Here is a 14,205-nt window from a genome sequence, read left to right as displayed (position 1 = left end):
ATGGGCGCACACGCTGATTCCATCGCACTTGTTCACGCTGCCGCACTGGCCGCCAGCGAGAAGAAGGCCGAAAACCAGGTCGCATTGGATATTGCCGACCGCCTGGGCGTGACCGACGCCTTCCTGATCGTCTCGGGATCTTCCGAGCCGCAGGTCAATGCCATTGTGGACGAGATCCAGGCGAAGCTGCTGGAAAAGTTTGGCCTGCGCCCGGTGCGTCGTGAAGGCTTCGGCATGGGCCGTTGGGTCCTGCTGGACTATGGTGACGTCGTGGTGCACGTGCAGCACCAGGAAGACCGGGTGTTCTACGCGCTGGAACGTCTCTGGGCCGACTGCCCGGTCATCGACCTGCCGGCAGAGGTTGCTCAGGAACAAAGCTAGGTCTGGATTTGCGTCTGAGTCGGCAACTCACTTATGATTATTGAGTTGCCTGATGAGGGCGGCAAACCTTTCGGGGGTATGGCGCAGTTGGTAGCGCGTCTGCATGGCATGCAGAAGGTCAGGGGTTCGAATCCCCTTACCTCCACCCTATGCACAAGGCTCGAACCCTTGCCAACGGAAACGTTGGTCGAGGTTCGGGCCTTGTTCGGGTCTGCGGCCCAGGTCAGAGCGTTGGCGTTCACCTGCGGATCGAGAAGCATCTCGAAGGTCCGGTTGTGCTCGACGCGCACCTCGTTGTCCTCGTCGATGGAAGACCTTGGTGAAGAATGCCTGGTTGCACAGGCGCCGATTGGTGTCGTCGCACCTGCGGTAGATTTTGGCGCAATCACCTAGCAAGCCGAGCGCGTCGTCGAGGTGGGCGCGGGCTTCGGCATAGTCGCCAAAGTGGGCGTCGATGCGGCGGGTCACCTGGTCGAGTTCAGCGAGGATGCGGTTCTGCTCACGTTTGAGCACGGAGAGCGGGATCGCGTCGGCGTAGTGCGCCTGCATGAGCCGGTCCTGCTCGCATTCGAGCCGGTCGCGGTTGTTGGTGAGGCGTTCCAGTTCTTCGGTTTCGGCGGCCATGAGCCGGTCGAACTCGTGGTGGAGGATGCCTGACAGGGCGTCTTGCTGGGCAGGCATGATCTGGACACGCGAGTAGTAGTCCTCAATGAGCTTCTCGACGTCCTGGATAAGCATTGCCTGGCGCGTGCTGTCAGTGCGCTTGGAGTGCCGCCCGGAGCGCACGAAATAGCAGTAGACGTTGCCGTGGCGGTTCTTCACGTTGGAGACGATGAGCCGGGAGCCGCACTGTCCGCAGTGGACGGTGCCTTTGAGGTAGTGGCCGTGGATTTGGGTCGCCTCGACGGCGCGCTGGTGCGCGGTGAGCACGGACTGGACCTGGTACCAGACCTCGGCAGGAACGAGCGCCGGGTGGTTGCCTTTGTAGCGGGTGCCTCGGTTGATGACATCGCCCTTGTAGTACGGGTTGGTCAGGAGCCGGTGGATGGAGGACACGGCCAGCGGCTTCGCGGGGCGTTTCGGCGTGGGCAGGCTGCCGTGCAGCAGCATCCCGGAGGGGGTCTCGTCGATGTTCTCGGACGCGGATACGAGCAGGACCCGCACTGTTGGAGTGCGAGGTGGATGCTCACGTCGTCGGCGCGGTTGAGGGCGAGCCGGTCGACCTTGTGAACGATGCAGTACGCGACCTTTTTGGCCTTGACGTACTGGATCATCCGCATCAGCTCGGGCCGGTCGGAAGACTTGGCTGACGCTCCCGCGTCGATAAACTCCTCGACGATCCCGGCGCCGAGCTGTTCGGCCTTGCGCCTGGTCGCTTCGCGCTGGGCTGGGATCGAGAAGCCTTCATCGGTGCCGCCCTTCTCAGCCTGCTCGCGGTTCGAGACCCGCAGGTAGGACACAGCGGCGGCCATTGTCTTGGGCGGGTCGATGAGGCTGGCAGCCGAATCGTTGGCAATGGTGGTCATCGGGGGCTCACTCTCACGCGGTTCGACCCTCGCGCTCCCAACTGTTCGTGGGAGGGGTGTTGATCGTGAGAGCAGCCGGTGAAGACTGTAGGGCGAGACCCGATGGTCTCGGTGCGAGTTGCCCGCCGAGCGGCCAGGTTTAGGCCACAACACCCCGCATTGCGCGGCTTGCAGTGTTCATTCTACCGGGCGGCTTCAGAAGTGGCCAGATCATCCGTAACCGCTCGGTAGGTGTCGGGTAGCCGCGTGGCCGCGCGGGCCGCGCGGCTCTCGCCGGTCTCCTGCAAGGTCAGCCGGATGAGAACCTCGGCGAGCTTGTGCAGGTCGGCGCGTTCGCGGTGGACGGCCCGAACGGAGAACGAACGCTCCTCGTACGGGCGACGGTCGGTCTTCTTGGCATAGCGGCTCATCGGTCTACGGACCCTCGTCGTCAGCCAGGTTGGCGTAGAACTCGTCTTCGGCCTCCTGGCGCTTGCGGACTTGGGCGATGACGAACTCGACGAACTCGGTGTCCCGGTTGGTGAAGGTGAAGTCCTGGATCGCGGGTGCCGGGTCCTCACCGGGCCACGCAGCTTGCCGGGTCGGGCGGTCACGATCGCCACGAGTTCCACAGGCGGTGACTGAGTAGCGAAGGCGCTCGCGTGCGTCGGCGAAGTCGCGGTGCCAGCCGAGCGGCGCGGATGCGTTCTGCTCGGGATCGTAGGCCGCGAGCCAACGCCGATAGCTCCCAGACCATCTCCGGGTGCTGGTGCCAGAACGGCGGCACCACCGCGACGGTGAGGCCATAGGTGCGTCGCAGCCAGTCAACCCACCGGTTCAGCGCGAGCCATTCCTGCTCTAGCTCGTGCGCCCTCAGCAGGTTCCAGTTCACGGGGTGAGGCGGCTCGGGCATGTCCGCGTTGGTGACGCGGGGCGGTCCGTCGAAGACGTCCGGCTCACCATCTCATGCTGATCGTTCATCGCTGTGGCTCCCGAACTCACATGCTGACCGGGGCGTGCGCCGTGGTCGCTGCTCGTTTCGTCGGCTTGTATGCCGCTGCGTCTCTGCCGACTCCGTTGCGCGGTGTGCGGTCCACCTCGTAGCGGGTCCGGGCCGCGTCGTGGCCGATCTTCTTGGCGACGAAAGCTTCGCCTTCGATCGCCTGGCCGTTGCGCTCGTAGTTGACCGGCCGGGTGTAACCCTCGGCGACGAAGTTGTCGCCCTTGAAGAAGTTTGCGTGCGCGTGCTCAGCGGAACGCCCGAACATCACCAAGTGGTGGTAGGTCGTCTCGGTCTGCGTGAACGATCCGTCGTCCTCGCGGCGGAAGTGCTCCTTGCCGATACGTGCGAAGAATCCGGCGTCTCCCTTGGCTGTCTCGGTGAGTTGCGGCTCCGAAGCGATGAAGCCTGACAGCGATTTCTGGGTGTGAATGGCCATAATGGCCTCCTCCTGACTCGGGCGACCAACTGTGTGTCGATTGCTCTGTCAGACAGGTGCGCCGCGTCCACGCGGTCCCGTCCTGGGGCGGGAACGGTGTTCCATCGACTGCGGCGGTGAGAGTGCCATCTTCTGCGACGGTGACGAGGACGTGCGGCAGGTCGACAGGTGCGGTCGTATCGTCGTTACTCGGGCTTGTTCGGCGCGGCCTAGTGCCAATGCCGTTCAGTTAAGTCACGGCCCCGGCTGTCAACCCCGTTTCCGCACCGATGATCTGCACGCGCAGCCAGGCCGGCAGGGTGGGGCCGTGTGGCTTATGAGCCCTGGCCTGGTACTCCGAGATCGCTCGTTTCACCGTGCGTGGCCCGGTGCGCAGCCTGCGCGCGGGCAGGAGTCCAGCCAGGATGCGTTGACCGATTGGCCCGGCCAGCGCACGCCACCCGGTGCCCGTGGGCCGGGTTCCGGGCCCTAGTACTACAGTCGCGTTTCGCGAGTGAACCCCCGTGCCCTGAAATGACACTCCCGCGCCCGGAACTGACGCGCACGCCTCCACCGTGAACGGTCCAGCACCAGTTCCGGGTGCTGAACCCAAGGGAAAACAACCAAACACATCAACCGGCGGATCTCAGGCAGTGAAAGCCTCACCAAAGCCCCGGAACCTGGATCAGAGCCCCCTTTTTAGCCCGCACCACCCTTAAGAACGCGTGGGCGAACATCGAGAGGGTGATATGCCGATACCAGCCGGTGTACTGGCGCACCTGGTAGTGATCCAGCCCGGTCTGGCCCTTGGACGTCTGGAATGTTTCCTCGATCGACCACCGGGCCCCGGCCACCAGGGCCAGGGCGATCAGTGTGATGCCCTTGGGCGTGTAGCACACGAAGTAGGCCAGGTCCGTCGGGTCCTTCACCGAACGGCGGGCCAGCAACCAATGCTCCCCGTCCTCGCCAGGACCGTTGATCCGCAGTTTCGCCCACGCGTAGATCCGTTCGCCCTTCGATCCCGTTCCGGCGGTTCGTTCCCTCCATGCCCGCGGATCCAGCGCGGCCACCAGCTCATCGACCCGGCCCTGGGTGCCGATACCGGCGGGTGCCGGGGTGATGACCTGCTGGTTCGTCGGCACGGCCATCACGTAGTGCATGCCGCGCGATTCCAGCCGGCGGCGCAGGCCTGAATGCTGCCCGTAGACCGAGTCCCCGGTCACCCATTTGGCCTGGACTCCGGCGTCCAGGGCTCGTTCGATCATGTCGGCGGCCAGCACCGGTTTGGTGGCCATGGCCCGGGTTGCGGGGATCCCGGCCTTGGCGCAGCGTGCCGGGTCATCCATCCAGGCCTTGGGCAGGTACAGTTCCCGGTCCAGGAAGGTGCGCCCGTGCCGGGTGGCGTAGGTGAGGAACACGCCGATCTGGCAGTTCTCAATCCGGCCAGCGGTGCCCGAGTACTGGCGGGCGACCCCGGCCGAGGCGGTGCCCTTTTTCAGGAAACCTGTCTCGTCAATGGCCAGGATCCCTTCCGGGTCTCCCAGATGCTTGATGACGTAGCCGGCCAGTAGATCCCTGACAGCATCGGGATCCCAGTCCGTGGTGGACAGCAGGCGCTGCATCCCGTCGTGGGTGCCGTGCCCGGCACGTTCGGACAGGGTCCAGGAATTCTTGCGTTCCTCATCGGACAGCAGGCCTTCGATGTATCCGATCGCGTTGTTTCTCGGCTCGGTGCGGGCGAACTGACTACCGATCAATTCACGGATTTCATCAAGTCCTTGGGCCCATTCACGTATTTCTGCCACACAAATATCATCGCTCACGGAACAGGATTAACAGGATTCTGGTGTGAAGTCCGATTAAACCGCCGTGAGCGATGAAAATAAACGCGACTGTAGTACTAGGATCGGCGTTCGGTGTCACGCTCAGCCTCGCCGTAATTGTCATAGACATCGCCCACGCTGCAGGCCACCTCGACCTCATGCACGCCATTCAGGCCGTCTACGACCCGCTGTCCGTCCTCACTTTCGTGTTCCTCTGCGCCGGGTTCGCTGTCCAGCCAGCTGCGCGCGGCGCCAAGCACCGATCCCGGCGTCAGCACACCATCTCGTTCACGGAGCAGTTGGAGCCGCTTTGGCTCCGAGCGACACACGCACGACCCGGGCTCAAATAGGCCGCCCCCTCGCCGCCAGCAGCGACGCCCCCAAGGGACACCTCCACCGCGTGATCGTCGAGATCCGCGACGCGATGATCGACCCCAGCATCACCTTCGACATCGGCGCCGACGACCGCGACCTACTCGAACGCGCCGAGCGCCACCTCGTCGGAAACGACATGGCCGTCGCAATGACGTTGCACGTTCCCAACATCGACGAGCGTGTAGCATGATCGGCTGCATCACCGTCGGTGCGGGGGTCGCAGCGGTAACGGCTGCTAGGGTCAGGTGGGCCATCGCTCGGCGGCTCACCACACCCGTCGGCCCACTCACGTTCGACCTCACTAATCGAGGTGTTGAGCACGACGGCAAAGATGACCTGATCGTGCTCGGCCACACCGACCAAACCACCGCGCCTGGCAGCTACCATCTTTGGTCCGAGCACGGAAGCTGGGCCAGCTATCCACCGAGATCGTCGATCGCGGAGCTACTCGCGTGGCGCGAGGGATCACCGGCACTGCACCTGGCCTCACCCCGAAGATCGGCGACCGTGTCTCCTGAAGCGGCATCTGCTAGGCCACACCAGCCGACGCCGGGCTCCGTACGCGCGAGATCACCATCACCACTCCGGCTGGACCTTGCCCGGCGTGGCGCATTGACGGCAACCCTTCGACGTGGGCGATCCACGTCCACGGGCTCGGCAGCACTCGATCAGGCACCCTCCGCGGCGTCCTCGCCGCGACCGAACTCGGCTACACCTCGCTCGTCCTCAGCTATCGCAACACCGCCGAAGGGCCGCGAGTCGGCACCGGGCGATCAACCCTCGTCGATACCGTGACTCCTAACGTTGACTAGGCCATCGGATACGTCGTACGACGCAGAGCCCCAAGAATCATTCTCTTCGGCTGGTCAATGCGTGCCGCCGTCGCACTCCAACTCGACGACCGGCCTCGCCACGAGGGACTAAACGCCGCGCCCGTCCTCGACTCACCAATCCTGAACTGGAGCGAGGTCATCAAGGCCAACTGCGCCCGAAGCGGACTGCCCGCACCAGCCGGGCACCTCTCGATTCCGTGGCTCACCATCACACCACTGGGGCGCGCAGGCGGGTTACCACGCCGCGTCCCGCTCCGCTCCTTCGACTGGACTGCGTGGGCCCCAGACATAACCAAGCCGACCATGATCCTCCACGGCACCCGAGACGACAACGTACCGATCCGGCTCTCACAAACACTCCACGACGCACGCCCAGACCTTGTTGATCTGGCGACCTTTGACGCTGGCCACACCGTCTGCTGGAACGCCAACCCCGACCGGTGGCACGAGACAGTGGACCTGGCTCAAGGCCCGTGTCCGGGACTGATCGGCAGAACGCAGCGACCACCCTCGGCAGCCCACTCGTTCGGCCACGCCCGCAGAAACCCAACTCAAGCCGTACCTCCACTGGTATCATCATTAGTGTTGGCCTGCACAGGCCAGAGCGAGGGAGGACCAACGTGGCTGAGCCGTGGCTGTCAGCAGACGACATCGCCGCCCACCTTGGGGTCACCAAAGACACCGTCTACACCTGGATCGCCGAGAAGGCCATGCCCGCCCACAAGGTCGGCCGCCACTGGAAGTTCCAAGCCTGCGAGATCGACGACTGGGTGCGACGAGGGGCTGCAGCCAGCGACCACGAGGCGCCGCAGCATGTCACGCCAATGTCGGTGGTCGTTCCTACGATTATGACGAAGAGCACAGGGAGGAGAGGCGATGACGCTGCGTGAAGTCCAGCGCTTAGTGAAGTCCAAGCAACGCGTTGCGGATCACGGCGAGGTGTTCACACCGGGGTGGATGGTCGAGGACATGCTCGATCTCGTCAAGCATGAGTCTGAGCGGATCGACTCTCGCGTGCTCGAACCCGCTTGCGGCTCGGGCAACTTCCTTGTCCCGGTCCTGGCTCGTAAGCTGGCGACCGTCCGGCTTCGCCACGGCAAAAGCGAGTTCGAGAAGCGCCACTACGCGCTATTCGCGCTGATGTGCACTTATGGTATCGAACTTTTAGTAGACAACGCCAACGAGTGCCGCGACAACCTTGCCGAGTTGTTCAACTTGTTTCTGGGCATCAGCAACGATGACCGGTGGGCGCAAGCAGCACGCGCGGTTCTAGCGGTGAACATTGTCCAAGGCGATGCCTTGACCATGACCGTGCCCAGCGGCCAACCGATCACTTTTCCTGAGTGGGGTTACCTCGGTAAAGGAAAATTCCAGAGGCGCGACTTTCGTTACGAAGACCTCACCCAGCGTGCTTCATACGAGGGGACCCTGTTCGGCGAACTCGACGAGGACGACCTATTCATCCCCGCGCAGACTTACCCGACGATGACCGTCAGCCAGATCGCGGAGGCCGCCGCGTGACCCTTGCACCATTCACCCTCCGACGGCATAACCCAGATGTCCTGACCTGCATCGCTAACCTCTCCAACGATGAGGTCTTCACGCCGCCAGAGTTCGCGAACCAGATGCTCGACACGCTCACGACCGCGTGGGCAGACGCCAACGACGGCGCCGACATCTGGGCCAACCCCGACGTCACCTTCCTCGACCCCTTCACCAAGTCCGGCGTGTTCCTCCGAGAGATCGTCCGTCGACTCACCGACGGCCTGATCCTGGCTATACCCGACCTCACCGAGCGCGTCGATCACATCCTCACCCACCAAGTGTTTGGCATCGGGATCACCCAGCTCACGGCGCTGCTTGCTCGCCGGAGCGTCTACTGCTCGAAGTCCGCCAACGGCCCGCACTCGATCGGCAAGTCGTTCACGTCCGAGGACGGCAATATCTGGTTCGAGCGCACCGAGCACACCTGGGGTGGCGGGAAGCGCGAGTTCCGTGCTGATCCACTGACCAGCGAGGAAGTCGCCGTCTATACCAACCGCAAGTGCATCTATTGCGGGGCGGGCGAGGATGACTACGCTCGTGGTGACGATCTTGAGACTCACGCCTACGCCTTCATCCACACAGACGACATCAATGCTCGCATCGCGGAGCTGTTCGGAGACAACATGCAGTTCGACGTCATCATAGGCAACCCGCCGTACCAGCTCAGCGATGGAGGGGGTGCTGGGTCAAGTGCACGGCCAATTTATAACGCCTTTGTGGATCGCGCTAAAGCACTTGACCCTAGATTCTTGGCCATGGTGATCCCATCACGCTGGTTCGCTGGCGGCAAAGGCCTTGACGGTTTTCGAAGTGAAATGCTCGGTGACCGACGTCTTAAGAAGCTAGTGGACTTCCCCAATTCCAGGGACGTGTTTGGTGGCGTCGACGTTGCGGGAGGCGTGTGTTACTTTCTCTGGGACCGGAGCTGGCAGGGTCTCTGTTCTGTCGAGACCGTCGGGTCCGGTGGCGTAACGCGCGCGGAGCGGCAGTTGGACGCGTATAGCGTGTTCATCCGTGACAATCGGGTGCTCGAGGTCGTCGAACATGTCAATTCCTTAGGCAGCGATTCGTTTTCGACCATCGTGTCGAGCAGGCGTCCATTCGGGCTCGATGCTTCGCTACGTGCGTCGGCCTCTGGGAACACGCGTCTCTACTCGAGCTCGGGGGACGGGTGGACAGACCGCAATAATGTGACGCGGGGCGAAGATTTGGTCGACAAGTGGAAAGTGCTGTTGTCCAAGACGTCGAGCGAGCATGCCGGTCAGACGGACAAGAACGGAATGAAGCGCGTGCTATCACGTGTGGAAGTGATGCCTCCGGGGTCCGTCGCAACGGAGTCCTATTTAATCGTAGGTCCATTCGAGTCTGAATCAGAGGCCGAAAGCGCCGTTTCGTATTTACGCACGCGTTTCGCGCGGTTCCTTGTGTCGTCGATACTTCTCACGCAAAACATCACGCGGGCGATGTTCGAGTTTGTCCCGCTCCCTCCACTGGATCGAGTATGGACAGATGACGCCCTTTACCACGAGTATCAGTTGAGGGCTGAGCAAGTTGCACTGATCAACGAGACCATCAAGGAAATGGAGGAGGCAGGCCAATGACTAAACTTGTGTACGGCAAGAATCAGCAAGTGAGATTCATGAATGAGGCGGAGAAGAAAGAGGCGTTTGAGTACCTGATCAATTCTGAAGACGTGGAGTTTTACCATGAACAGAATCAGGAGCAGGGGGCTTGGGCGCCGGAGAAGCGGATTCACTTCTATTCCGAATCCGGCGTTCCCGTAGGCCTTACACGCAACTGGACGGCGGGGCGTGGTACTCGACTCAAGGCTCGAATCAACTGTGGTGAGCTATACGACGAGGTGCTCCCATTGCGTGATGATGCGCGGCGTTGAGGGTCTGCTCCCTGCAAAGCCCGAAGTGCGTCTTCGCATTTACGCGTGGTCACCGAAAACTCCACCGGTCGGATACGCAGGTCTATTGAAGGTGGGGCAGACGACGAAGACGGACGTTAATGCGCGCATTCGCGAGTCGCAGGGCCAGATGCAGCAAGCCTACACGCTGCACGTTGATGAACTTGCCGAGCGCCACGACGGGTCCATCTTTCGTGACTCAGATGTGCGCCAACGTCTGATCGACAAGGGCTTCGCGAACCCGATCTTCGGTTCGGCGCGAGAGTGGATGCGCTGCACTCCGGACGATGTGCGCGCAGCGATCACAGAGCTTCGCACCGGCGTGAAACTCAGTGGCACCCATCATGAGACGTTCCCGATGCGCCCGGAGCAGGCCAGCGCCGTGGACAAGGCCGAGGGGTACTACGAGTCCATATGGGCCGAGGATTCCCAGGCGGTGCCGCGGTTCCTGTGGAACGCCAAGATGCGCTTCGGGAAGACCTTCGCCTCCTACCAGCTCGCGAAGCGGCTCGGCGCGAGACGCATCCTCGTGGTCACCTTCAAGCCTGCGGTGGAAGATGCCTGGCAGACCGACCTGGAGTCTCACGCTGACTTCGACGGTTGGCAGTACCTCTCCTCGGCCACCGGGGGTAGCCCGGACGATGCCGACAAGACGAGACCGCTGGTCTACTTCGGCTCGTTCCAGGACCTGCTCGGGCGCGACCGGAAGACCGGGCTCATCAAAGCGAAGAACGAGTGGGTCCACACCACCAACTGGGACCTCGTCGTCTTCGACGAGTACCACTTCGGTGCCTGGCGAGAGTCCGCCAAGGAGCTGTTCGAGGGCGAGGACGAGAAAGTCAAGCAGAAGGAACTGGCCGCCGAGTACAACGACGGCCTCGTGGCCTTCGACGAGGAACTCGACGAGCTCGGCAACGACGAGGACGACTTCCTGCCGATCACCACCCGCGCCTACCTGTACCTGTCGGGAACGCCGTTCAAAGCACTGGCCACAGGTGAGTTCATCGAGGAGCAAATCTTCAACTGGACCTACACCGACGAGCAGCGCGCCAAGGCCGAGTACGCAGTCGCGCACCCGAACGTCTGGAACCCGTACGGGGCACTCCCGGAGATGCGCCTGTTCACCTACCAGATGCCCGACGAGCTCATCGCCGTCGCGAACCAGGGAGAGTTCGACGAGTTCGACCTCAACGAGTTCTTCGAGGCGAAGGGCATCGGCAAGGACGCCGAGTTCACGCACAAGACCGACGTGCAGAAGTGGCTCGATCTCATCCGCGGTGCTCACCTGCCCACGCAGGTTGACGCGATGCGGATGGGCACCCGCCCGCCGTTCCCGTACTCCGATGTCCGGCTCCTGCCGTACCTCCAGCACTCGTTCTGGTTCCTGCCCAACGTTGCGGCGTGCCAGGCGATGGCGAACCTGCTCGCGGAGAAGCAGAACGTGTTCTGGCACGACTACCAGGTCCTCGTCGTCGCGGGTGCCGGCGCGGGCATCGGGCTGGATGCCCTTCCACCGGTACGGGCGGCGATCGGCGACGGCCACGACACGAAGACGATCACCCTGTCCTGCGGCAAGCTCACTACAGGCGTCACTGTCAAACAGTGGTCCTCGATCCTGATGCTGCGCAACCTCAACTCGCCCGAGACCTACTTCCAGGCAGCGTTCCGCGTGCAGTCACCTTGGTCGATCAAGAATCCCGACGGAGACAACCCGAGCGCCGAGGCCGTACTCAAGCCGGTGTGTTTCGTGTTCGACTTCGCGCCGACCCGGGCGCTACGTCAGATCGCCGACTACGGTGCCGGTCTGTCACCAGAGACGCCGAACCCGGAGCAGGCCGTCGAGGAGCTCGTGAAGTTCCTGCCCGTCTTGGCCTACGACGGGTCGAACATGACCCAGGTCGATGCCGGTGGCATCCTCGACATCGCCATGTCGGGCACCTCCGCAACCCTCCTGGCCCGCAAGTGGGAGTCCGCGATCCTCGTCAACGTCGACAACGACACCCTGCGCAAGATCATGAACAACCCCGACGCCCTAAGCGCCGTCATGAACATCGAAGGCTTCCGCGCACTCGGCAACGACATCTTCGAGACCGTCGTGAACAAGAGCGACGCCGTGAAGAAGGCTAGGAAGGAGAAGGGCGACGACATCACCCCGGCGGAGAAAAAGGAGCTCACAGCGGAGGAGAAGGAGTACAAGTCCAAGCGAAAGCAGATTCAGGAGAAGCTGGTCAAGTTCGCCACCCGCATCCCAGCGTTCATGTACCTGACCGACTTCCGCGAGAACACGCTCCAGGATGTCATCACCAAACTCGAGCCCGGCCTGTTCCGCACCGTCACCGGACTGACCGTCGAGGACTTCCACCTCCTCGTCAACCTTGGCGTCTTCAACGCGACCCACATGAACCAGGCTGTCTTCGCCTTCCGCCGCTACGAAGACTCGTCCCTGTCCTACACCGGGATCGAGTCCCACAAGGGGCTGCGGCGCTACGGCCTCTACGACACCGTGGTGGCCGTAGATGCCGACGCCATCGCCTGACCACCTGCCAGCCTTACCGAGAGAATCCACATGTCGTTCCAGACCCCGCGCAGCATCGAGGAGATGCTGACCGCTATCCACAAGCGCGAGTACCTGATGCCGGCGATCCAGAGAGAGTTCGTCTGGGGTGCCGATCAGATCACCAAGCTCGTCGATAGCCTCATGCGCGGGTACCCCGTCGGGTCCTTCCTGCTCTGGGACGTCAAGCCTGAAACCGCGCAGTCGTACACGTTCTACGAGTTCCTGACGAACTACCACGAGCGCGATAACCCCTACGCGGACAAGGCGACTGTTCCCGCCGGGAGCGGTACGACGGCGGTGCTCGATGGACAGCAGCGGCTCACTTCCCTGAACATCGCGCTGTACGGCAGTTTCGCGGAGAAGAAGAAGTACGCGTGGTGGAACAGCGCGGACGCGTTCCCCGTCAAGCGCCTCTATCTCAATCTCGTCGACGATCCCGACGACGAAGAACTCGGCACGAAGTACGACCTCCGGTTCCTCACCGACCAGGAGGCCTCTGCGGCGGACGGCGAGGCTGACAAGTGGTTCCGGGTCGGAGCGGTCCTCGATCTCGCCAACGCTGGCCCTGCGATCATGCGGAAGCTGGAGCAGCGGGGTATCGCCGGATCGGCTGACGCGTTCCAGCGGCTCTACGACCTGTACGAGGCGGTGCGGGTTCTCAAGCCGATGAACTACTTCCTGGTGACCGATCAGGACGCCGACAAGGTGCTCGAAATCTTCGTCCGCGTCAACAGCGGCGGCACCACGCTCTCCTACTCTGACCTGCTGCTGTCGATGGCGACGAACCAGTGGCAAGATCTGGATGCGCGGGAGGAGGTCCGATCGCTGGTCTCGGAGATCAACAGCAACGCCGGCCGACAGTTCTCGTTCTCCAAGGATGTGGTGCTGAAGACCGCGCTGACGATCGCGGACGTGGACGTGCGGTTCAAGGTCACCAACTTCACCCAGGGGAACATGGCCAAGGTGGAGGCCGCTTGGCCGCAGATCAAGGGAGCCTTGCTCCGCGCCGCGACGCTGCTTCAGCAGTTCGGGTACAACGAACGCAACCTCACTGCTAACAGCGTGATCGTCCCGGTCGCGCACTACCTGCACCTGCGGGGTGCAGGCGACTCTTACCTCGACTCCACCGCCGACGCTGCCGACAGGCTCGCCCTCCAACGGTGGGTGACCCGCTCGCTGGTCAAGCGTGGCATCTGGGGTTCGGGGCTCGACACGCTCCTCACCCGCATCCGCGATGTCCTCCGGAGCAACTCGATGAATGGCTTCCCGGTTGTGGCGGTTGAGGAGGCGATGGCGGCCGTGGGCAAGAGTCTCGCGTTCGACAACGCCGAGATCGACGAGCTGCTCAACCTCAAGTACGCGGGCCAGCGGACGTTCTCAGTGCTGTCCGTGCTATACCCGGGGCTGGACCTGAGCAAGAAGTTCCACGAGGATCACATATTCCCGAAGTCACGGTTCACCAAGAAGAAGCTTCTCGACGCCGGTGTCCCGCTCGACAGCGTCGACGACTATCTGGCTGCCGTGAACCTCTTGCCGAACCTCCAGTTGCTCGCCGGGACTGCCAACATCGAGAAGCAGGACGGCCTGCCTGCGGAGTGGATCGACACCGCCTTCCCGAGCGAGGACAAGCGCGCCACCTACCTCGCCGAGAACGACCTCGACGGCCTTCCGCTCGACCTGGCCGACTTCACGTCGTTCTTCGAGGGGCGCAAGCAGCGAATCCGGACCCGTCTACTCGCCGCTCTGGGAACAACACCGGGCGCACCGGAGGACGCGGTTCTCTCGTAGCCGACGTTCACGCGGCGAGCAGCGACAGTGCGGACACGGCTTGGAGAGGTAGCACTCCGTTGCCAAGC

Annotated in this window: 14 protein-coding genes, 1 tRNA gene and 1 pseudogene; 9 read left to right on the top strand and 7 right to left on the bottom strand. The window is 62.9% G+C overall.

What is annotated here, in order from left to right; translation table 11 throughout:
* Complete coding sequence (gene rsfS / locus AC6I21_RS08445) at positions 1-381, top strand: ribosome silencing factor (RefSeq protein WP_497762187.1); 381 nt, start codon at positions 1-3, stop codon at positions 379-381.
* Between the two features lie 72 nt (positions 382-453).
* A tRNA-Ala gene (locus AC6I21_RS08440) sits at positions 454-526 on the top strand.
* Between the two features lie 2 nt (positions 527-528).
* On the opposite strand, the gene AC6I21_RS08435 is transcribed toward AC6I21_RS08440, so the two are convergent.
* The 7 genes and pseudogenes from AC6I21_RS08435 to AC6I21_RS08405 form a co-directional block, all read right to left on the bottom strand.
* Positions 529-1,437: a recombinase family protein gene (locus AC6I21_RS08435; protein ID WP_497762186.1), complete on the bottom strand. Its 909-nt coding sequence runs from the start codon at positions 1,435-1,437 to the stop codon at positions 529-531.
* On the bottom strand, positions 1,413-1,907 hold the full coding sequence (locus tag AC6I21_RS08430; protein ID WP_497762185.1) for a recombinase family protein: 495 nt from the start codon (positions 1,905-1,907) through the stop codon (positions 1,413-1,415). Before AC6I21_RS08430 ends, AC6I21_RS08435 begins: the two co-directional genes overlap by 25 nt.
* A 182-nt stretch (positions 1,908-2,089) precedes the next feature.
* Positions 2,090-2,317, bottom strand: coding sequence for a hypothetical protein (locus AC6I21_RS08425; protein ID WP_497762184.1), 228 nt, complete (start codon positions 2,315-2,317; stop codon positions 2,090-2,092).
* Between the two features lie 4 nt (positions 2,318-2,321).
* Positions 2,322-2,799, bottom strand: a pseudogene (locus AC6I21_RS08420) (hypothetical protein).
* Between the two features lie 85 nt (positions 2,800-2,884).
* Entirely contained in the window at positions 2,885-3,325 is a 441-nt protein-coding gene (locus AC6I21_RS08415) for a single-stranded DNA-binding protein (protein WP_497762183.1), read from the bottom strand.
* Between the two features lie 641 nt (positions 3,326-3,966).
* Positions 3,967-5,115 (bottom strand): IS701 family transposase, encoded by a 1,149-nt coding sequence (locus AC6I21_RS08410; protein ID WP_497763414.1) that lies wholly within the window; start codon positions 5,113-5,115, stop codon positions 3,967-3,969.
* An 89-nt stretch (positions 5,116-5,204) separates the two neighbouring features.
* Positions 5,205-5,405: a hypothetical protein gene (locus tag AC6I21_RS08405; RefSeq protein ID WP_497762182.1), complete on the bottom strand. Its 201-nt coding sequence runs from the start codon at positions 5,403-5,405 to the stop codon at positions 5,205-5,207.
* A gap of 122 nt (positions 5,406-5,527) precedes the next feature.
* Here AC6I21_RS08405 and AC6I21_RS08400 point away from each other — a divergent pair, with 122 nt between their 5' ends.
* The 7 genes from AC6I21_RS08400 (at position 5,528) to AC6I21_RS08370 (ending at position 14,137) form a co-directional block, all read left to right on the top strand.
* The gene (locus AC6I21_RS08400; protein ID WP_413454942.1) at positions 5,528-5,692 is read left to right on the top strand and encodes a hypothetical protein; all 165 of its coding nucleotides are present in this window, start codon (positions 5,528-5,530) and stop codon (positions 5,690-5,692) included.
* A gap of 1,263 nt (positions 5,693-6,955) precedes the next feature.
* A complete protein-coding gene (locus AC6I21_RS08395; RefSeq protein ID WP_497762181.1) occupies positions 6,956-7,225 on the top strand; it encodes a helix-turn-helix domain-containing protein in 270 nt (89 codons plus the stop codon).
* On the top strand, positions 7,212-7,856 hold the full coding sequence (locus AC6I21_RS08390; protein WP_497762180.1) for an N-6 DNA methylase: 645 nt from the start codon (positions 7,212-7,214) through the stop codon (positions 7,854-7,856). The genes AC6I21_RS08395 and AC6I21_RS08390 overlap by 14 nt, the downstream gene beginning before the upstream one ends.
* Positions 7,853-9,481 (top strand): Eco57I restriction-modification methylase domain-containing protein, encoded by a 1,629-nt coding sequence (locus AC6I21_RS08385; RefSeq protein WP_497762179.1) that lies wholly within the window; start codon positions 7,853-7,855, stop codon positions 9,479-9,481. The genes AC6I21_RS08390 and AC6I21_RS08385 overlap by 4 nt, the downstream gene beginning before the upstream one ends.
* A complete protein-coding gene (locus AC6I21_RS08380) occupies positions 9,478-9,774 on the top strand; it encodes a hypothetical protein (protein ID WP_413454939.1) in 297 nt (98 codons plus the stop codon). Before AC6I21_RS08385 ends, AC6I21_RS08380 begins: the two co-directional genes overlap by 4 nt.
* A 91-nt stretch (positions 9,775-9,865) precedes the next feature.
* Positions 9,866-12,328 carry a DEAD/DEAH box helicase gene (locus AC6I21_RS08375; RefSeq protein ID WP_497763413.1) on the top strand — a complete coding sequence of 821 codons (2,463 nt, stop codon included), beginning with the start codon at positions 9,866-9,868 and terminating at the stop codon, positions 12,326-12,328.
* Positions 12,329-12,358: 30 nt separating this feature from the next.
* On the top strand, positions 12,359-14,137 hold the full coding sequence (locus AC6I21_RS08370) for a DUF262 domain-containing protein (protein WP_497762178.1): 1,779 nt from the start codon (positions 12,359-12,361) through the stop codon (positions 14,135-14,137).
* The last annotated feature ends 68 nt before the right edge of the window (positions 14,138-14,205 follow it).

The sequence above is a fragment of the Glutamicibacter sp. St.4D3 genome (assembly GCF_059728615.1).
The sequence above is the reverse complement of the archived record's forward strand: the minus strand, read 5'-3'. Positions and strand labels throughout refer to the sequence as shown.